The organism is Streptomyces sp. NPDC051183, from assembly GCF_040682455.1.
Taxonomy (GTDB): Bacteria; Actinomycetota; Actinomycetes; order Streptomycetales; family Streptomycetaceae; genus Streptomyces.
Genome location: NZ_JBFBBA010000038.1, coordinates 1 through 17,898 on the forward strand (window position 1 = coordinate 1; position 17,898 = coordinate 17,898).

Below are 17,898 nucleotides of genomic sequence, written 5' to 3' on the forward strand. Positions count from 1 at the left end.
GAGCCGGGCCCTGGGCCGGAGCCGGGCCCTGGGCCGGAGCCGGGCCCTGGGCCGGAGCCGGGCCCTGGGCCGGAGCCGGGCCCTGGGCCGGAGCCGGGCCCTGGGCCGGAGCCCCAGCCGAGGCCTGGCCCTGACCCTGACCCGAGGCCTGGCCCTGGCCCTGGGGCGGAGCCGCGGCCGGGCCCTGAGCCGGAGCCGCGGCCGACGCCGGGCCCTGGGCCGGAGCCCAGGCCGGATCCGGAGCCGCGCCTTGGGCCGGGCCCTGAACCGGGGCCAGGCCATGGCCCTGGGTCTGGGCCGGAGCCCTGACAGGGGTGGCGAAAGCCCCCCTGAACTGCGGTATGCCGGGAGACTAGCGAGGGCCACTGACAACGCCCGCCCGAGGGTGGGCCGGGGGTGCGCCGTGGGTGGGACGCCCTGGTTTGGGTAGTCTGTCCCGGACAGTGCGAGCAGCCGGTTGGGGTGGGGTAATGGAACGTCAGACGCGTGTGCCCGGTGTGGTCCTGGCGGCTTCGCTGCTGCTGGCGGTGGCCGGCTGTGCCGGTGGCGGCGGAGCCGGTGACGACGGGAGGCCGACCGCGCGGGCGTCGATACCGGCGTCCCCGTCCGCGCCGCAGTCCGCGTCCCCGTCCGCATCCGCGCCCGGTGACGACGGCAAGCCCGCAGCGGGGGACGTCCTGCCCGGCATGGTCAGCGCGGCCGTGGCCCGTACCCAGTTGGCCGCGCTGAAGGTGGCCGAGCCGGGCACGATGGCCGGCTACAGCCGCGCCAAGTTCACGCACTGGGCCGAGCAGGGCGACAAGTGCGACACCCGGGAGGTCGTGCTCAAGCGCGACGGCACGGACGTGACCCGCGACTCCGAGTGCCGGGCGGTCTCCGGCAAGTGGACGAGCCTGTACGACGGCGTGGCTGTCGGCGAGGCGTCGAAGATGGACATCGACCACATGGTGCCGCTCGCCGAGGGCTGGCGCTCCGGCGCGGCCGGCTGGGACGCCGCCAAGCGCAAGGCCTTCGCCAACGACCTGACCAACCCTCAGCTGCTCGCGGTCACGGCTTCCTCGAACCGGTCCAAGGGCGACCAGAGCCCCAACCTGTGGCAGCCCCCGGCCAAGTCGTCCTGGTGCCAGTACGGCCGGGCCTGGACCACGGTCAAGTCCACCTACGGGCTCACCGTGACCGAGCCCGAGAAGAAGATGCTGGGCACCATGCTGGACACCTGTACGCCTTAGCCGGGCCTCGTACTCGGGTCTCGGCTCGGGTCGCGGCTCCGGTCTCGGCTCGGGTCTCGGCTCGGGTCGCGGCTCAGGCCTCGGCTCAGGCCTCGTACTCGGTGAGGTCGATGCCGTGGATGTTCAGCAGGGAGCCGTACTCCGGGTGCGCGGTGTCCTTCTCCGGCACCATGCCCAGCTTGCGGATCACGCTCTCGGACTCCTCGTTGCCCGCGCGGTTGACGGCGACGACCCGGTCGAGTCCGCGGTCCTGGAGCGCGAACTCAAGCGTCGCGTGCGCGGCCTCGGAGGCGTACCCCTGGCCCCAGAAGGACCGGCCCAGCCGCCAGCTGATCTCCACCGCGGGCAGCACCTCCGGCAGCCACTCCGGCACGGACAGCCCGACCGCTCCGATCAGCTCCCCCGAGGCGAGCAGCTCGACGGCGAAGAGGCCGAACCCCTCGTCGTCCCACTCGTCCTCCCAGCGCTCGATCTCCTCGGCGGTCTGGTCCAGGTCGAGGGTGGAGCCGTCGCCGATCCAGCGCATCACCTCCGGGTCGGCGTTGATCTCCGACAGGGGGACGAGGTCGTCGTCGGTCCAGCGGCGGAGGAGGAGGCGGGGGGTGCGGATCTCGGTCATGCCCACATCCTGCCCAAAGCAGCCGACCAACCGGTAATCCGCCATTGCTGCCGTGTTGCAGGTTCGTGGCCATCGCGGTGGGAAGGTTCCCGCGGCCCGACCGTACCTCCTACGGTCCGTCGGGAACCGCGACCGAGGAGAGCCCTGTCATGCCCTTCGACCCGACCGCCGAGAGCCAGTACGACCGCACGCGGCTGCGGCAGTGGGCCCACGGCCGCGCCCGTTCCGCCGGTGTGGAGCGCCGCGACCTGCTCAAGGTGTTCGCGGCGGGGACGGCCGCCGCCGCGCCGCTGGGTCTGGCCGCGGGCGGAACGGCCTCCGCGGCCACCGCCGGGACCGCCACCGCCGACGCGGTCGGCACCTCCTCCGCCGCGGCGCAGCCCGGGATCGTCAAGCCGGTCCCGCCGGAGCTGTTCACCCTGCGGGGCACCAACGCGGAGACGAACTTCGCCGCCCTGCGCGGCACCGGCCGGCTCACCCCCGTGGACCGGTTCTTCGTACGGAACCACACCGCCACCCCGCGCATCGACACCGACGGGTGGCGCCTGAGGATCTGGGGCAGCGGGCTGGCGGGCGGCCCGGTGGAGTTCTCGTACGACCGGCTGCGCTCCCTGCCGTCCGTCGCCCGGACGCTGTTCATCGAGAGCGCGGGCAACGGCCGGAGCTTCTACACCACCCAGCAGGGCCAGAAGGTCGGCGGCACGGCGTGGACGCTCGGCGCGATCGGGGTCGCGCGCTGGCGCGGGGTGCGGCTGTCGGACGTACTGCGGCTCGCGGGCGTGACGCGCCGGGCCGTCGACGTGCTGCCGCGCGGGCTGGACGGCGAGGTGGTCGCGAACGGGGTGAACCTGGGGCGGGTGCGGCGCCCGCTGCCGGTGTCCAAGGCGCTGGACGACGTACTGCTGGCGTACGAGATGAACGGCGAGCCGCTGCCGCCCGACCACGGGGCCCCGGTGCGGGTCGTGGTGCCGGACTGGATCGGGATCTCCTCGGTCAAGTGGGTCGGAGACATCGAGGTGAGCGACGAGCCGCTGTACTCGCCGTGGAACACCGACCTGTACCGGATGTTCGGTCCCGGGCAGTCGGCCGGGGGCGGTACCGCGCTCACCCGGCAGACCCTCAAGAGCGCCTTCGAGCTGGAGCTCGGCGCCACCGTGCCGGTGCACCGGACGCGGCTGCTGACCGGCCGCTCCTGGTCGGGCGCCGCGCCGGTGCGACAGGTGGAGGTCAGCACGGACGGCGGCGCCCGCTGGCAGCGGGCCCGGCTGCACGACGCCCCGCGGCGGGGCAGCTGGGTGCGCTGGTCGCTGCCCTGGACCCCGCGGGCCACGGGAACGACGGCCCTGCTGGCGCGGGCCACGGACGCCACCGGGCGCACGCAGCCCGCGACGGCCGACTACAACACGGAGGGGTACCTCTTCGACGCGGTCGTGCGCCACCCGGTGCTGGTGGTCTGACCGCGGTCCGTACGGGCGCCGGGGCCTCAGGGGGTGTGGAAGCGGACCTCGGGGGCGTCGGCGGCCGGGCCGTCGAGGACGGGCTGGGGGCGTCCCTTCAGGTGCTGCTCGAAGAAGGCCCCGACGTAGCGCCGTGTCAGCTCGACGGACCGGGCGCCGGCCAGCGGCGCGTCGGGGTCGGGCAGACCCAGCTGGTCGGCGATGGCCGGGAAGTCGGTGAAGGTGAAGTGGCCCGAGCCGGCGAAGGTGATCCACCGCTTCCAGCCGTCGAGGCGGGGCCAGCCCTCGTCCCAGCTGTCGATGGCGCCGGGGCCGTTCGCCTGCGCGCCGAGGAGCATGAAGGGGCGGCCGCCGGCGCCGCTCCCGGGCCGGGGGGTCGCGAATCCGCCGTCCATGTCGATCGCGGCCCGGATCCTGCGGTCGGCGGCCATCGCGGCGAGCGAGGACGCGCCGCCGATCGAGTGGCCCGCCATGGCGATGCGGCTCCGGTCGATGAGGTCGGCGTGGCGCCAGGCCGGGTGGCGTGCGGTGAGGCGGTCCAGCAGGAAGGACACGTCGCGGGCGCGGACCTCGGTGACGGCGCGCACGCCGTCGGGCCCGTCGACCTGGTCGCAGGCCAGGCACTCCCGTACGCGGCCACCGGGTAAGGCGGTCGCGGCGCTCTCGTAGGCGTGGTCCACGGCGGCGACCACGTAGCCGCGCGAGGCCAGGTCCTCGGCCAGCGAGGTGAGGGTGGCGCGCGGGACCGTGAAGCCCGGGGACAGGACGATCAGGGGGTACCGGCCGCCGACGGGGCGGGCGCCGGACCGGGAGTGGGTCCGTGTGCCGGCCAGGGTCTCCGCCGGGATCACCTGGTCCAGTTCCCGGTCGATCAGCAGCAGTCGGGCCTCCTCGGCGGTGAGGTAGGGCGCCGGGCCGCCCGTGCCGGGGCGGGCCGGGTAGCGCATGGTCACCATCAGCTCGCGCGGGCCGGCGTGCGCCCAGGGGTCGGTCCGGCGGCGGTCCACCAGGTGCAGGGTCTCCTGGCCGACGGCGAACCGGCCGGTGGGGTGCGGGAGTTCCGCCGGCGTCCGCTGGGGGTCGAAGGACGCGGCGGGGCGTGCGGCGGCGGCCGGTGATGCCTCGGCCGCCGTTGACACGCCCGCGGCGGCGAGCGGAAGGAGGAGAGCAAGTAGAGCTGCGGACACGGCAGTTCGGCGTGTGGTCATGAGGACGAACCTAGGCGGCCCGGCCTGGCGGAACGTCAGCTCACAGGCGGACCGGGCCTGCGACCGCAGTCGCTGCCCGCGTCATCCCGAAGTCTGAGGGACGGTGATGGAGTCGAGCTTGGCCCGCAGGTAGCGGTGGGAGTCGACCGGGTCGTGCGCCACCCTGCCGACCGGGGCCGGAAGGGATTCCACGCGGGTGTTCGGGTCGCATTCGTAGAAGTAGACCAGGGAGATCAGCTCCTCTGCCGGTGCGTCGGCAGGCGGCGGCAGGACGCGGTGGCGGCCGGCCCGCCAGCGGTCGCCCGTCCAGCGGGCCATCAGGTCGCCGATGTTCACGGTGAGCGCGGCCGGGTCGTACGGGGCGTCCTGCCAGCCGTCGGAATCGGTGTGGATCTGGAGCCCGCCCGCGCCCCGCTGGCGGTCGAGGACGGTGACCGTGCCGAAGTCGGTGTGCGCACCGATGCGGAACTGTCCGGGCAGGGGCTCTCCGACGACCTCGGTTCCGGGGTACCAGTTGAGGTTGAGCCCCCAGGTGGGGTGTCCCGTGTGCCGGGTGAAGTGGTCCGTCGCCAGGCCCAGGGCGGCGGCCAGCAGCTCCAGCACCTCGTCGGAGAGCGCCCGCATCGCGGCCAGGTACTCCTCCACCAGGGGCCGCAGTTCCGGGGTCTCGCGCGGCCAGGTGTTCGGGCGGAACCATTCGGCGTCCACCGCCGCGACCCCGGTCGGGTCGTCCGCCGCGAAGGACCAGGACTCCTTGAGGTCGGGCGGGGAGGCGGCCCCCTCGGCGTAGCTGTTGGCCTCCGCTCCCGGGCCGAGCCAGCCGCGCCCGCCCACGGCGACCGAGTACGGCTCCTTGGCGGCAGCGGGCAGCCGGAAGAAGGTGCGGGCGGTTTCCCGGATCCGGGCGGGCAGGGAGGGGTCGACCCCGTGGCCGGCCACCAGCAGGAAGCCGGCGCTCTGCAGGGCCTCGTCGACGCGCGCCCCGATCCGGGCGCGTGCCTGGGGCCCGCCGTTCCGCCAGGGTCCGAGATCGATCACGGGGACTTGGGAGCTCGCCATGAAGGCCTGCCTTCCGGTCGGTGGGATCGAGGCTAGTCCGTTTGCCGCCCGCCGCACGGAGGCGCGTAGGCGAGGTAGGGCATGTGGGCGGTCCACTGGGCGCGGGTGATCCGCTCTCCCGTGTGTTCGCAGGCCTCCGCGATGCCCCGGCCGAGGTCGGTTCCGGCGAGCCGGAGGGTGGCGTCGAAGCCGCCGGAGGCCAGGACCGCGCCGTCGGGGCTGAAGGCCACCGAGCTGACGGCGGTGAGGTGTCCGGTGAGGGTGGTGAGCGGGCCGGGCCGGGCGGGCCGGGCCACGGACCACAGCCGCACCGTCCGGTCGTCGCCGGCCGAGGCGAGCGTACGGCCGTCGGGGCCGAAGGCGACCGAGCCGACGACGTCGGTGTGGCCGGAGAGGGTGGCGAGCGCTGCGGGGTGCCGCAGGTCCGTGACGTCCCACAGCCGTACGGGGGTGTGTCCGCCGGCGGCGGAGGCGAGGGTGCGGCCGTCGGGGCTGAAGGCCACGGAGAACACCGCCACGTCATGGCCCTCCAGCACGGCAAGCAGCGCCGGACGGCGCGGATCGGTGACGTCCGACAGCCGTACGGTGGCGTCCTCGCCCGCGGTGGCCAGGGTCCTGCCGTCCGGGCTGAAGGCGACCGCGCGGACGACGTCCCGGTGCCCCGCGACTCCCGTCAGCGCGACGGGCCGGGCGGGTTCCGTCACGTCCCACAGCCGGACCGCGCCCCCGGTGCCGCAGGCGGCCAGCGTCCGGCCGTCGGGGCTGTACGCGAGGGCGCGTACGTCGCCCACCTGCGCGTCGAGCCTCGCGAGCTGCGCGGTCCGGGCCGGGTCCGCCACGTCCCAGAGCCGGATGCTTCCGTCGGCGCCGGCCGTGGCGAGGGTGCGGCCGTCGAAGCGGTAGACCACCGAGCGGACGTCGTCCGTGTGCCCGCTCAGCGTGGCGAGGGCGACGGGCCGGTCGGTGCCGTGCATCCGCCACAGCCGGGCCGTGTGGTCCCCGCTCGCGGTGGCGAGCTGCTGCCCGTCGGGGCGGTAGGCGAGGGCGACGACTTCCTTGGAGTGCGCGGCCGTCGAGGTCATCAGGGTGCTGATGAGGCTGTCGCGGGTGCGCGCGGGGGGCGAGAGCCGGTAGGCCGTCAGGCTCAGCTGTACGGCGAGTCCCGGCTCGGTGTTGGTCAGGCCGGTGGCGCTCTCGGCGAGGTTCTGCGCGACCGCGTCGTTGCGCTGCCGGACCACCTCGTCCTCGGCGCGCACGGCGTTGACGGTGGCGACCGCGGCCACGGCGACGAGTGCGGCGAGCAGGGCGACCAGGGACCGCAGCCTCCGGGTGCGGCGCCGGGCGGTGTTCCCGGCGGCCTCCTCGGCCGCCGTGCTGGCCTCGTAGAACTCGCGCTGCTTCGCGGTCAGTCCGACCGTGCGGGTGGTGACCAGCTCGCGGGCCAGGGCGAGCCGGGTGCCACGGTAGAGGGCGCCCGCGTCCCGGCCGACGTCCTCCCAGGCCCGGGCGGCGTCGGAGAGCCTGCGGTGGAGCCGCAGCCGTTCGCGGTCGTCGGTCAGCCAGCCGCGCAGCCGGGGCCAGGCGCGGATGAGTGCCTCGTGGGTGAGTTCGACGCGCCCGTGGTCGAGGGTGAGCAGGCGCAGCCCGGCGGCGCGTGCCAGCACCGTGTCGGTGTCGGTGTCCTGGCCCAGTTCCTCGCGGGCCACCGGTCGTTTGGTGTCCTCCGTGCCGTCGCCGAGGGCGATGAGGTGGCCGAAGACCTGCCGGGCCAGCTCCTGCCGACGCGCGGAGAGGGAGGCGTAGAGGGTTTCCGCGGACTGGGCGAGGGCTCCGTCGAATCCGCCCGCCGCGTGGAAGCCGTCGAGGGTGAGGGCGGCGCCGCGGCGGCGGCGCCAGGTCTCCAGCAGGGCGTGGGAGAGCAGGGGCAGTGCGCCGACCTGCCCGTGGGCGTGGGCCACGAGGGTGGCCTGGAGGGCGCCTTCGACGGTGAGGCCGGCCTGCCGGGCGGGTTCCACGACGGCCCGGCGCAGTTCGGCGGCGCTCATCGGTCCGACCACGATCTGCGCCTCGCGCAGTACCTCGACCAGGGGCGCGTGGCGGGTGCAGTGGGCGTAGAAGTCGGCTCGTACGCCGAGGACGACGCGGCAGCGGGAGCCTGGAGCCCGGGCCGCGGCGACGAGCGCGGCGATGAAGCGCTCCCGCTCCCGCGGGTCGGTGCAGACGGTGAAGACCTCCTCGAACTGGTCGACGACCAGGACGGTTTCTTCGCCGCCGTGGTCCGGGCAGGTGTCCGCGGCCCCCGGGAGCCCGGCGAGCACCTCCTCCAGCAGCCGGGCCGGGTGGGGTCCCGGGGTGAGGACGCGCACGGCCCGGTGGGGGGCGCCGTCCCTCAACCGGGGCAGCAGCCCGGCGTGCAGGAGCGAGGACTTGCCCGCGCCCGAGGCTCCGACGACCGCGAGGACGCGGTGGCGGGCGAGGGTGGCGACGAGGTCCTCCACCAGGCGCTCGCGGCCGAAGAACAGTCCCGCGTCCTCGCTGCGGAAGGCCGCGAGGCCCACGTACGGGAGCCGGTGCCCGCCGTCCCCCGGGAGTCCGGGGTCGGATCCGGGTCCGGGTCCGGGTCCGGGTCCGGGGTCGGGTGACGGCGTGCCGTCCAGGGCGAGTTCGGCGGCGACCTCGTGCCAGCGCCGCTCCCACTCCCCCGCGTCGCCGCCGCAGGCGCGTACGTACGACAGGGTCACGTCCAGGCTGGGCAGCCGACGGCCGGCCGCGGCGCCGGAGAGCGTGGCGACGGAGTAGTGCGCGCGTGAGGACAGGTCGCGGTAGGGCGGGGATCCCGCCTCGTGGCGCAGGTGGCGCAGGGCTCTGGCGAAGTGCAGCAGCGGTCCGTCGGTTCCCTCCAGCGGACGCTCCTTGCGCGCCATCCACCGGCCCCTTCCACTCGTGCCCTTTTCTGCGTTCCGGGGTGGATTGTTCAGCAATTGTTTGTTCACTGCCAGCGGGCCGACGGCGAACAACGGAAGGCGGCTAGACCTGAGTCCGGAGCACCGGGACAGGAAGGAGCACGCCGATGGAACGACCGCTCGACGCCGCCGTCGCCACCGCGGCCGCCCTGGTGGCGGCGGTACTGCTGGCCGGCTGCGGAGCGTCCGCCGCGCCCCGGCCGCAGGGGCCGGTCCGCGAGCCGAGCGCCGCCGAAACGCGGCTGCTGGAGCGGGCCGAACAGATCCTGATCAGCGGCTGCATGCGGGAGCGCGGCTTCCCGTACGCCGTCACGGAGGCTCCCGCCGGGGACGCGGCGGGACGGTCCTTCCCCTACGCGGTCGACGACGTGGAGTGGGCGCGGGTCCACGGGTACGGCGGCCGCGACGAGAAGCGCCTCGCCGAGGCACGGCGGGCCGATCCGAACCAGAAGTACTTCCACCGGCTGTCGGAGCGGCAGCGCGCGGCCGCCCGTACCGCGCTCATGGGCCGCTCCCCCGTGGGCCTTTCGGCTGAGGCGCCCACCGGGATGACCCTCACCGCGAGCACCGAGGGGTGCATCGCGCAGGCGCAGCGCACGCTGTACGGCGATCTGGCCGGCTGGTTCCGCGCCAAGGTCGTGACGATGAACCTGCGGCCGGTGCGGGAGACGCGCGTGCGCGAGGACCGGCGCTACGCGGACGCGGTCCGCGAGTGGGCCGGCTGCATGCGGGCGGCGGGACGGCCGTACGCGACCCCGGCCGACTCCCGGCAGGCCGCGGCGGGCCTGGCCGAAGCGGCCGGGACCGAACTCGCGGTCGTCGAAGCGACCTGCGCCACCGGCACATCGCTGGCGCGGGTCTCCCAGGCTCTGGACCTCACCTACGGCGAACAAGTCCGTGCTCGGCACCAGGACGAGATCACGCTCGGGCGAAGGCTCCAGAACGACGCGCTCCCGACGGCGGAGCGGGTCGTGGCTCGACACGACGCATGACGGACAGGCAACGGACACACCGAGGGAGAACCCCATGAACAAGTTCCGTACGACGATGCTGGCCTGCGCGCTCGCGCTGCCGCTGCTGGCCGCCCCCGCGACGCTGACGACGGCCAGCGCGTCCCCGGCCGACGCCGCCGGCGTGGCCGCGGACGGCAACTACTGGGTCTGGGCCGACACCAACCGCGGGGGTCCCAGCTGTGGTTGGAGCGGCAACGACTCCGACTGGCGCACCTGCGGCTCCGGCGGCAACTACAACATGAACGACCGGGCCTCGTCCTGGTGGAACAACGGTTACTCGGGCTCGCTGGGCGATGTCCGCGTCTACGAGGACATCAACTACGGCGGTGCCTCGACCTGCGCCCCGAACGGGTCGGCCGGCAACATCCCGTGGGAGTGGAACGACCGGATCTCCTCCCACAAGTGGGTGACCAACTGCGGTTACTGACCCGCGCAGCGCGTTTCGGCGGGCCTCCCGGGCATCAGCCCCGGGGGGCCCGCACGGCGTAGCGGATCTGTCCGTCGTCGGCGCCGACCTGCTCGAACCCGGCCCGGCGGACCACCCCGTGGGAGGCGGCGTTGCCCTCGGCCACGTTGGCGCGCAGCTCGGTGAGGCCGGGGTGCGCGAACGCCCAGTCGGTCAGGGCCTTGAGCGCCTCGGTGGCGTAGCCGCGGCCGCGGGCCGACGGTACGAGGTCGTAGCCGATCTCCGCGCCGCCCTCGGCGTCCGGGGCGGCGTGGAAGCCCATGCCGCCGATCGCGCGGCGGTCGCTCGTGCGGACGAGGGCGTACGGCCCCCAGCCCGGCAGGTAGCGGCCCTCCTCGCGCGTTCTGGCCGCCATCCCGGCGCCGATGCGGGTGCCGTCGGCGGGGCCGTCCTCGGTCCAGGCGAAGCCGCCGGTGCCGCCCGCGTGCAGGTCGGCGGCGGACGCGGCGGAGATCTCGCAGAGCGTCAGGCGCTCGGTCACGACGGGATCGGCGTACCAGCGCCAGGTCGTCTGGCGGGCCAGGCCCGGGAGTTCGCCGCGGCCGGTGGCCCACAGCAGCGTCCGCCAGGCGTCGTTGCCGCGCGGGACGTGCGGGAAGAGCCGGTCGAGGACCTGCGCGGACAGGTCCGGGCAGGCTTCCCAGTCGTGGACGCCCAGGCCGGACAGGATGTCGTGGGTGTGCAGCAGCGTCTCGACCACGCCCATCGCGGCGAAGCCGTCGGCGCCCGCGCTGCCGTACGGGTGCCAGGCGCGGTCGCCGGGGCGGGCCGCGCGTACGGCGGCGGACAGCAGGCCGCCGGTCGCCCCGATGATCCGTATCAGGCCGTCGGGGGTGGTGCCGGGGTCGGCGGTGATCTCGAAGGGAACGTACGAGTCGGTGGCGCGGCCGGTGAGCTGGGCCGCGTAGCCGGCGAAGTCGCCCGCCACGTGGACGGCGGTGTCGTAGCAGCTCCAGTCCAGGCCGGCGGCCTGCTTGCCCCAGTCGAGGTGTGCCACGCCCCTCAGTGCCTGGGTGGTGAGTGACACCGCTTTGTCTACGTCCTGCGCGCCCGTGATCGTCATGGGGCGAACCCTAGGCCCCGGACCCCGTCGGACCAACGGAATATCCGTCGAGACCTCGTACTGGTGACAAGGGCGCGCCGCCGTGCCCGCGGCCGGGCCGGGGCGCTACTGCTTGTGCTCGTGGCGGCGCGCCGACGGCGCCCGGACGAAGGGCGGAGCAAGCGGTGGACATTTCGACGAAGGACGTCTTCGGGGCGCCGTGCTGGGTGAGCCTGATGGCCCGCGACCTGGAGACGTCGCAGCGGTTCTACGGTGCGGTCGCGGGCTGGCGGTTCCGCCCGGCCCGGCTCGGCGAGGCCTTCTCGGTCGCCGAGCTGGACGGGGTACCGGTGGCGGGGATCGGGGCGCTGGCCACGGACCTCGGGGTCGCGGTGGCGTGGACCCCGTACTTCGCGGTCGACGACGCCAACGTGGCGGTGGACCGGATCCGGGAGCGCAGCGGCACGATCGCGGTCGGCCCGGTGTCCTTCGAGTCCGGGGGCAGGGCGGCGCTGGTGGCCGACCGGGACGGGGCGGTGTTCGGGATCTGGGAGGGCCGCGTCTCGTCCTCCTGGCGGGTGGGGGCGGGCCCCGCACCGGCCTGGCTGGAGCTGCGCACCCGCAACGCGTTCGAGTCGGCGATCTTCTACGGGGAGGTGCTGGAGTGGGCCACCGAACGCCCGGGGTGCTGCGAGGTCTCCTACGAGGAGGACCAGGTGGTGCTGCGGCAGCGCGGCGAACCCGTCGCCCGGCTCGACAGCGGCCCCGTCGAGGCGGCCTCGTACACGCCGTACAGCCGGCCGCGCTGGCACGTGCACTTCCGGGTCCCGGCGTTGGAGCCTGCGGTGGAGGCGGCCCTCGCCCTCGGCGGCCGCACGGTCTCGGAGATCGAGTCGGGCCCCGCCGAGCGCTGGGTGGCCCTGCGCGACCCGGACGGGGCGCTGTTCACTCTCACGACCTCGCTCGCCGGGTGAGGGCGCGAGGACGCCTCAGCCGGGCGGGCGGCGGGTGCGGGTCCAGTCCAGGAGGGCTTCCGCGGGCCAGGTGTTGACGACCCGGGCGGCCGGGACCCCGCACTCCACGGCGCGTTCGCAGCCGAGGGTCTGCCAGTCCAGCTGGCCGGGGGCGTGGGCGTCCGTGTCGATCGCGAAGAGCGTGCCCGCGCGCTCGGCGAGGCGCAGCAGCCGGCGGGGCGGGTCGAGGCGCTCGGGCCGGCTGTTGATCTCCACGGCGGTGCCGGCCTCGGCGCAGGCGGCGAAGACTGCCTCGGCGTCGAACTGCGACTCGGGCCGGGTCCTGCCGGTCACCAGCCGTCCCGTGCAGTGGCCGAGGACGTCCAGGTGGGGGTTGCGTACGGCGGCCAGCATCCGCCGCGTCATGGCGGGGGCCTCCATGCGCAGTTTCGAGTGGACGGAGCCGACGACGAGGTCGACCTCGCCGAGCAGTTCGTCCTCCTGGTCGAGGGATCCGTCGAGGAGGATGTCGCACTCGATGCCGGTCAGCAGCCGGAACGGCGCCCAGGTCTCGTTGAGCTCGGCCACCGCCCGCAGTTGTTCGCGCAGCCGCTCGGGCGAGAGCCCCCGGGCGACGGTCAGGCGCGGCGAGTGGTCGGTGAGCACCGCGTACTCGTGCCCGAGGTCCGCCGCGGCGCGTCCCATGGCCTCGATCGGGCTGCCTCCGTCCGACCAGTCGGAGTGCACGTGGCAGTCGCCGCGCAGCGCCGCGCGCAGGGCGAGGGCCTGGGGCGACGGCGGCGGGCCCGCCGGGTGCGCGGCGGCCAGGTCCTCCAGTTTCCGCAGGTACTCCGGGATCTCGCCGCCCAGCGCCTCGCGGACGACCTTGGCCGTCTTGGGGCCGATGCCCTTGACCGCCTCCAGCGTGCCCGCGCGGGCCCGCTCGGCCACCTCGCGCTCGCCCATGCCCACGACGGCCGACGCGGCCGTCCGGAAGGCCCGGACCCGGTAGGTCGGCTCCTGGGCGCGCTCCAGCAGGAAGGCGATCCGGTCCAGCGCCGCAACCGGATCCATCGCGTACCTCCTGTCGCCTCCTGTTGTCCCTGTCCCTCCGCGGTCCGTGGTCCCTCTGCTCCCAGTGTGGCCGCGAACCGCCGTCCCGGCTCAGCGGAGCTCGGCCAGCAGCAGCGCCACGTCGGCCGCGGCGACCGCCAGTGTGGCGCGGAAGGGGAAGCGGCCGCCGAGCCGGCCGCCCGCGAGCAGGGCCGGGGTGGCCGTCACGACCAGCAGGGCCCATCCGTACGGGCTGACCGGCCCCGGCGGCCCGAGGACCAGCGCGGCGGTCGAGCCGAGGACGAGGAGGCCGGCCAGGGCGGCCGAGCGGCGTACGCCGAGCCGCTGCGGCAGGCCCGCCACCCCGGTGGCCAGGTCGTCCTCGATGTCGGGCAGGACGTTGGCGAAGTGCGCGCCCGCCCCGAGGAGCGCCGCGGCGGCGGTGAGCCACGGCGGCGGCCAGGGGGCTCCCGGCAGGCCGAGGGTGACGTAGGCGGGGAGCAGCCCGAAGGCGAGGGCGTACGGCAGCCAGGAGGCGGCGGTGGCCTTGAGGCGCAGGTTGTACGCCCAGGCGGCCGCCACGCCGGTGAGGTGCACGGCTCCCGCGAGGAGTCCGCCGGCCAGCGACAGGGTCACGCACAGGAGCAGCGCCCCGATCGCGGCGGCTGCCACCGCGCGCGGGGACACCGTAGCGGCGACCAGGGGTTTGTCCGTGCGGCCGGTGGCGAGGTCGCGGCGCAGGTCGGCGCGGTCGTTGCACCAGCCGACCGACAGCTGTCCGGCGGCGACGGCCGCCACGGTGACGGCGGCTCCGGGGAGCGCGCGCCCCACGGCGGCGGCCAGGGCGGCGGTGAACAGGGTGACGGCCGCCGCCGGCAGCGGATGGCAGGCCCCCAGCAGGCCGGCGGCCGCGGGCGCGGGGATGCGGGGACGGGTGCGGGGCGGGCGGGGTCCTGCGGTGGTGGCGGGCACGGTGCCACGCTATGCGGCGGCGCGCCCGGTTCGCTCGATTCCTCACGAAGTGTCAGTTTTTGCCTATGTTGAGGCAATGACACGTGTCCTCGCAGTGCGCAGCGTGTTCCCGCCCCACCGCTACCCGCAGTCCGAGATCGCGGCGGCGCTCGCCCGCTTCCTCCCGCCGGGTTCCGACAGCGCGCTCCTGCACCGGGTCCACGCCTCGGTACGGGTCGGGGCCCGTCATCTGGCACTGCCGCTGGAGCGGTACGGACCCTCGAACGACTTCGGCGCCACCAACGCCCTCTTCGTCGAGGCCGCCCTCGAACTCGGCGGCCGGGCCGTCGAACTCGCCCTCGCCGACGCCGGACTGCCGGGCTCCGAGCTCGACCTGGTCATGTCGACCACGGTGACCGGTCTCGCCACGCCCTCGCTGGAGGCCCGACTCGCCGGCCGCGCGGGCCTGCGTCCGGACGTACGGCGGCTGCCGCTCTTCGGCCTCGGCTGCGCCGCGGGCGCCGCCGGGGTGGGCCACCTCCACGAGCACCTGACGGGCAGCCCCGGCCATGCGGCGCTCCTGCTCTCCACCGAGCTGTGCTCGCTCACCCTCCAGAGCGCGGACGCCTCGATGGCCGCCCTCGTGGGTGCGGCCCTCTTCGGCGACGGGGCCGGCGCCCTGGTGGCGGTCGGCGAGAGCCATCCGCTGCACGGCTCGGGCCCCGGGCCCTCGGTGGTGGCCGCGCGCAGCCGCCTCTACCCGGGCACCGAGCACCTGCTGGGATGGGACATCGGCCACTGGGGCTTCCGCCTGGTGCTGGGCCCCGAACTCCCCGAGGTGGTGCGGCTGCACGTGGCGGAGGAGGTGGAGACCTTCCTCGCCGGGCACGACCTCAAGCCCTCGGACGTCGACGCGTGGATCTGCCACCCCGGCGGGCCGAAGATCCTCGACGTCCTGGCGCAGGCGCTGGCGCTGCCCGAGGCGGCCTTCGCGGCGAGCCGGAACTCGCTCGCCGCGGTCGGCAACCTCTCCTCCGCCTCGGTCCTGCACATCCTCGCCACCGTCCAGGAGTCGGGGCCGCCGCCGCCCGGGTCGGTCGGGCTGATGATCGCCTTCGGTCCGGGCTTCGCCTCCGAACTCGTCCTGCTGCGCTGGTGAGTGAACCGTGCCGATGAACCTGTACCTGCTGATCGTGGGCCTCGTCGCCGCCGAACGCCTCGCCGAGCTGGTCACGGCGCGCCGCAACAGCGCCTGGAGCCTGGCCCGGGGTGCCCGCGAGTACGGCCGGGAGCACTATCCGGCCATGGTCGCCCTGCACACCGCGCTGCTGGCCGGGTGCGCGGTGGAGCCGTGGGCCGCGGGGCGCCCGTTCGTCCCCTGGCTGGGCTGGCCCGCACTCGCGCTCGCCGCGGCGGCGCAGGTCCTGCGCTGGTGGTGCATCACCACCCTCGGGCCGCGCTGGAACACCCGGGTGCTGGTGGTGCCGGGACTGCCCCTGGTCACGGCGGGGCCGTACCGGCTGCTGCGCCACCCGAACTACGTCGCGGTCGTCGCCGAGGGCATCGCCCTGCCCCTGGTGCACACCGCGTGGGTGACCGCAGTCGGCTTCACCGCCCTGAACGCGGTCCTGCTCGGTGCCCGCATCCGCTGCGAGGACGCCGCCCTCGCCGACGCCCCGGCGGACCGGGCGGCGCACCACGTGCCCGCCGCGGCCCCGCGTCCCGCGCCGTGATCGACCTGCTCGTCGCGGGCGGCGGCCCTGCGGGGCTGGCGACCGCGATCCACGGCGCGCTGGCCGGGCTGGAGGTGGTGGTCGCCGAGCCGCGGCCGACGCCCATCGACAAGGCCTGCGGCGAGGGCCTGATGCCGGCGGGTGTACGGCGGCTCGCCGAGCTCGGCGTGACCGTGCCCGGCCGGCCCTTCCACGGCATCCGCTACCTCGACGGCACCACCGGGCGCCACGCGGAGGGGCTGTTCCGCACCGGCCCCGGGCTCGGCGCCCGGCGCACCGGACTCCAGGCCGCACTGGCCGGCCGGGCCGTGCAGTTGGGCGTACGGGTGGTCGCCCGCCGCGTCGAGGGGGTGCGCCAGGGGCCCGACTCGGTCGTCGCGGCGGGCCTGACCGCGCGCTACCTGGTGGCGGCGGACGGACTGCACTCCCCCGTCCGGCGGGAACTGGGCCTGGCCGCGCCGCCCGTGCCCGGCCGGGCCGCGCGCTACGGCCTGCGCCGGCACTACGCCGTGGCCCCGTGGAGCGACTGCGTCGAGGTGTACTGGTCGGACCGGGCCGAGGCGTACGTGACGCCGCTGGGGCCCGACCGGATCGGCGTGGCCGTCCTGACCACCGAGCAGGCGCCCTTCGACGTACAACTCGCCCGGTTCCCGCTGCTGTCCGCCCGGCTTCCCGCGGCTCCCGGCGCGCCGGTGCGCGGCGCCGGGCCGCTGCGCCAGAGCTCCCGGGTGCGGGTGGCAGGGCGGGTGCTGTTCGTGGGGGACGCGGCCGGGTACGTCGACGCCCTCACGGGCGAGGGGCTCACTCTGGCCGTGACCGCGGCGGGTGAGCTCGTACGGTGCGTACGGGCGGGCCGGCCGCGGGAGTACGAGCAGGCTTGGCTGGAGCTCTCGCGCAGCTACCGGGCCCTGACCGCCTCCTTGCTCTGGGCCCGCGGGCAGCCCCGGCTCGCAGGGCGCATCGTGCCGCTGGCCGCCCGGCTGCCCGGGGTGTTCACGCGGCTGGTGAACGTGCTCGCGTAGCCGCCGCACACCATGGCGAAGGGGGCCCGGGCGGCGCACGCGGCGCCGCCCGGGCCCCCTGTTCCGGGTCAGGAGCCGCCGCGTGGCTCCCGGTACTGGAGCGCCAGGCCCGCGAGGACGGCGGCGGACGCCGCGCAGAGCACCGCCGTGACGCCCGTCCAGGCCGCGGACCCGCCGATCGCACCCGCCAGGGGGTCGAAGTCGACGACCCCGCCCAGCACGTGCAGCACGGTGACGGCCAGGGCCGCCACGGCCCCGGTCCGCCACACCGCGGCCGTGTCCCGCACCGCCACCAGTGCGCCGAGGCCCAGGCACACCACGGTGACCGCGAGGGCGAGCAGCCCCCCGGGCTCACCGGAGGAGACGCCCTCCAGGTCGCCGGGCAGGTGCAGGGCCCCGCAGACCAGCAGCGCGAGCGCCACCGGCCAGCGCAGCACGTGCCGCAGCGCGCGGGAACCGCGGGCGGCCGGGACCGGCTCCGGGGCCCAGCCCTGACGAGGAGCCGCAGCCAGGGCGGGGGTGGGGGCGGGGGCGGGGCGTCCGGCCGGTTCGGGCCGGACCCGGGGGTGCGCCGCCGGTTCGCCGGTGCCGAGGATGCTCACCAGCCGGGCCACGTCCTCGACGGGCCGGCCGAGTGCGGCGGCCCGCAGGGTGATTTCGGTCTCCACCCCGTCGTGCGGGGGCCGGCCCAACAGCGTGACCATCTCCCCGACTTCGTCGACGGGCCGGGACACGGCGGCAGCCCGCAGCGCCTCGTGTCCGGGGTTGGGCAGTTGGCCGGTCTCCTTGAGCAGGCTGACGAGTTCGGCGACCTCTTCGAGGGGGCGCCCGGTGGCCGCCGTCACCAGGACGGTGCGTATGGGCCGGCCGTGCGCCCCGCCGGTATGCGGTGCGTCGTCCGCGGTCGGCACCTCGTCCTCGGGGGTTTCGTCGGCCGGCGGCCGGGTGGCAGTGGTGTCGGGGAGCCGGCGCGGTTCTTCGTAATCCGTCGCGGCGAGCGTGATGGGGTCATTCATGGAAAGCTCCGTTCGCCGACGCGCGGGTCTACACATCGCGCGCCGGTCATCGTGCGTCATGGGAATCGCACGCTTCGTTACATTCAGCGTCACTTCCGTGCACTGCGCCATTCG

Annotated in this window: 16 protein-coding genes; 8 read left to right on the plus strand and 8 right to left on the minus strand. The window is 75.4% G+C overall.

The window, feature by feature from the left end; all coding sequences use genetic code 11:
• Nucleotides 1-470: 470 nt before the first annotated feature.
• Nucleotides 471-1,229, plus strand: a complete 759-nt coding sequence (locus tag AB0M99_RS28545) for an HNH endonuclease family protein (RefSeq protein WP_365925357.1) — start codon at nt 471-473, stop codon at nt 1,227-1,229.
• An 85-nt stretch (nt 1,230-1,314) separates the two neighbouring features.
• Here AB0M99_RS28545 and AB0M99_RS28550 read toward each other — a convergent pair whose 3' ends face one another.
• Complete coding sequence (locus tag AB0M99_RS28550) at nt 1,315-1,848, minus strand: GNAT family N-acetyltransferase (protein ID WP_365925359.1); 534 nt, start codon at nt 1,846-1,848, stop codon at nt 1,315-1,317.
• A 149-nt stretch (nt 1,849-1,997) separates the two neighbouring features.
• Between AB0M99_RS28550 and AB0M99_RS28555 the strand changes: the two genes are divergently transcribed.
• Nucleotides 1,998-3,305: a sulfite oxidase gene (locus tag AB0M99_RS28555; protein WP_365925361.1), complete on the plus strand. Its 1,308-nt coding sequence runs from the start codon at nt 1,998-2,000 to the stop codon at nt 3,303-3,305.
• Between the two features lie 26 nt (nt 3,306-3,331).
• Here AB0M99_RS28555 and AB0M99_RS28560 read toward each other — a convergent pair whose 3' ends face one another.
• The 3 genes from AB0M99_RS28560 to AB0M99_RS28570 all read right to left on the minus strand — a co-directional run bounded on the left by AB0M99_RS28560 (nt 3,332) and on the right by AB0M99_RS28570 (nt 8,496).
• The gene (locus tag AB0M99_RS28560; protein WP_365925363.1) at nt 3,332-4,513 is read right to left on the minus strand and encodes an alpha/beta hydrolase; all 1,182 of its coding nucleotides are present in this window, start codon (nt 4,511-4,513) and stop codon (nt 3,332-3,334) included.
• Between the two features lie 81 nt (nt 4,514-4,594).
• Nucleotides 4,595-5,572: a 2-oxoglutarate and iron-dependent oxygenase domain-containing protein gene (locus AB0M99_RS28565; protein ID WP_365925365.1), complete on the minus strand. Its 978-nt coding sequence runs from the start codon at nt 5,570-5,572 to the stop codon at nt 4,595-4,597.
• 32 nt (nt 5,573-5,604) lie between these two features.
• The gene (locus AB0M99_RS28570; protein WP_365925367.1) at nt 5,605-8,496 is read right to left on the minus strand and encodes an XRE family transcriptional regulator; all 2,892 of its coding nucleotides are present in this window, start codon (nt 8,494-8,496) and stop codon (nt 5,605-5,607) included.
• Between the two features lie 146 nt (nt 8,497-8,642).
• Here AB0M99_RS28570 and AB0M99_RS28575 point away from each other — a divergent pair, with 146 nt between their 5' ends.
• Nucleotides 8,643-9,527: a hypothetical protein gene (locus tag AB0M99_RS28575; RefSeq protein WP_365925369.1), complete on the plus strand. Its 885-nt coding sequence runs from the start codon at nt 8,643-8,645 to the stop codon at nt 9,525-9,527.
• Between the two features lie 34 nt (nt 9,528-9,561).
• Nucleotides 9,562-9,975 carry a peptidase inhibitor family I36 protein gene (locus AB0M99_RS28580; protein ID WP_365925371.1) on the plus strand — a complete coding sequence of 138 codons (414 nt, stop codon included), beginning with the start codon at nt 9,562-9,564 and terminating at the stop codon, nt 9,973-9,975.
• Nucleotides 9,976-10,009: 34 nt separating this feature from the next.
• Here AB0M99_RS28580 and AB0M99_RS28585 read toward each other — a convergent pair whose 3' ends face one another.
• The gene (locus AB0M99_RS28585) at nt 10,010-11,077 is read right to left on the minus strand and encodes a GNAT family protein (protein WP_365925373.1); all 1,068 of its coding nucleotides are present in this window, start codon (nt 11,075-11,077) and stop codon (nt 10,010-10,012) included.
• A gap of 215 nt (nt 11,078-11,292) precedes the next feature.
• Here AB0M99_RS28585 and AB0M99_RS28590 point away from each other — a divergent pair, with 215 nt between their 5' ends.
• A complete protein-coding gene (locus tag AB0M99_RS28590) occupies nt 11,293-12,030 on the plus strand; it encodes a VOC family protein (protein WP_365925504.1) in 738 nt (245 codons plus the stop codon).
• Between the two features lie 15 nt (nt 12,031-12,045).
• On the opposite strand, the gene AB0M99_RS28595 is transcribed toward AB0M99_RS28590, so the two are convergent.
• Together AB0M99_RS28595 and AB0M99_RS28600 are read right to left on the minus strand one after the other, a co-directional pair.
• On the minus strand, nt 12,046-13,083 hold the full coding sequence (locus tag AB0M99_RS28595) for a PHP domain-containing protein (RefSeq protein WP_365925375.1): 1,038 nt from the start codon (nt 13,081-13,083) through the stop codon (nt 12,046-12,048).
• Between the two features lie 90 nt (nt 13,084-13,173).
• Nucleotides 13,174-14,034, minus strand: coding sequence for a UbiA family prenyltransferase (locus AB0M99_RS28600; protein ID WP_365925377.1), 861 nt, complete (start codon nt 14,032-14,034; stop codon nt 13,174-13,176).
• Between the two features lie 76 nt (nt 14,035-14,110).
• On the opposite strand from AB0M99_RS28600, the gene AB0M99_RS28605 reads away from it, so the two are divergent.
• The 3 genes from AB0M99_RS28605 to AB0M99_RS28615 are packed head-to-tail and all read left to right on the plus strand — an operon-like array spanning nt 14,111 to nt 16,768.
• Entirely contained in the window at nt 14,111-15,172 is a 1,062-nt protein-coding gene (locus AB0M99_RS28605; protein ID WP_365925379.1) for a 3-oxoacyl-[acyl-carrier-protein] synthase III C-terminal domain-containing protein, read from the plus strand.
• 13 nt (nt 15,173-15,185) lie between these two features.
• A complete protein-coding gene (locus AB0M99_RS28610; protein WP_365925506.1) occupies nt 15,186-15,746 on the plus strand; it encodes an isoprenylcysteine carboxyl methyltransferase family protein in 561 nt (186 codons plus the stop codon).
• The gene (locus tag AB0M99_RS28615) at nt 15,743-16,768 is read left to right on the plus strand and encodes an NAD(P)/FAD-dependent oxidoreductase (protein WP_365925381.1); all 1,026 of its coding nucleotides are present in this window, start codon (nt 15,743-15,745) and stop codon (nt 16,766-16,768) included. Before AB0M99_RS28610 ends, AB0M99_RS28615 begins: the two co-directional genes overlap by 4 nt.
• A gap of 68 nt (nt 16,769-16,836) precedes the next feature.
• Here the strand turns inward: AB0M99_RS28615 and AB0M99_RS28620 are convergent, their stop codons facing one another.
• Nucleotides 16,837-17,784 carry a hypothetical protein gene (locus tag AB0M99_RS28620; RefSeq protein ID WP_365925383.1) on the minus strand — a complete coding sequence of 316 codons (948 nt, stop codon included), beginning with the start codon at nt 17,782-17,784 and terminating at the stop codon, nt 16,837-16,839.
• Between the last annotated feature and the right edge of the window lie 114 nt (nt 17,785-17,898).

What these genes read in the sequence shown, in the direction of transcription:
- AB0M99_RS28545 (WP_365925357.1), top strand. Translation starts at nt 471, where the DNA reads ATGGAACGTCAGACGCGTGTGCCCGGTGTGGTCCTGGCGGCTTCGCTG.
- AB0M99_RS28550 (WP_365925359.1), bottom strand. Translation starts at nt 1,848, where the DNA reads ATGACCGAGATCCGCACCCCCCGCCTCCTCCTCCGCCGCTGGACCGAC.
- AB0M99_RS28555 (WP_365925361.1), top strand. Translation starts at nt 1,998, where the DNA reads ATGCCCTTCGACCCGACCGCCGAGAGCCAGTACGACCGCACGCGGCTG.
- AB0M99_RS28560 (WP_365925363.1), bottom strand. Translation starts at nt 4,513, where the DNA reads ATGACCACACGCCGAACTGCCGTGTCCGCAGCTCTACTTGCTCTCCTC.
- AB0M99_RS28565 (WP_365925365.1), bottom strand. Translation starts at nt 5,572, where the DNA reads ATGGCGAGCTCCCAAGTCCCCGTGATCGATCTCGGACCCTGGCGGAAC.
- AB0M99_RS28570 (WP_365925367.1), bottom strand. Translation starts at nt 8,496, where the DNA reads ATGGCGCGCAAGGAGCGTCCGCTGGAGGGAACCGACGGACCGCTGCTG.
- AB0M99_RS28575 (WP_365925369.1), top strand. Translation starts at nt 8,643, where the DNA reads ATGGAACGACCGCTCGACGCCGCCGTCGCCACCGCGGCCGCCCTGGTG.
- AB0M99_RS28580 (WP_365925371.1), top strand. Translation starts at nt 9,562, where the DNA reads ATGAACAAGTTCCGTACGACGATGCTGGCCTGCGCGCTCGCGCTGCCG.
- AB0M99_RS28585 (WP_365925373.1), bottom strand. Translation starts at nt 11,077, where the DNA reads ATGACGATCACGGGCGCGCAGGACGTAGACAAAGCGGTGTCACTCACC.
- AB0M99_RS28590 (WP_365925504.1), top strand. Translation starts at nt 11,293, where the DNA reads ATGGCCCGCGACCTGGAGACGTCGCAGCGGTTCTACGGTGCGGTCGCG.
- AB0M99_RS28595 (WP_365925375.1), bottom strand. Translation starts at nt 13,083, where the DNA reads ATGGATCCGGTTGCGGCGCTGGACCGGATCGCCTTCCTGCTGGAGCGC.
- AB0M99_RS28605 (WP_365925379.1), top strand. Translation starts at nt 14,111, where the DNA reads ATGACACGTGTCCTCGCAGTGCGCAGCGTGTTCCCGCCCCACCGCTAC.
- AB0M99_RS28610 (WP_365925506.1), top strand. Translation starts at nt 15,186, where the DNA reads ATGAACCTGTACCTGCTGATCGTGGGCCTCGTCGCCGCCGAACGCCTC.
- AB0M99_RS28620 (WP_365925383.1), bottom strand. Translation starts at nt 17,784, where the DNA reads ATGAATGACCCCATCACGCTCGCCGCGACGGATTACGAAGAACCGCGC.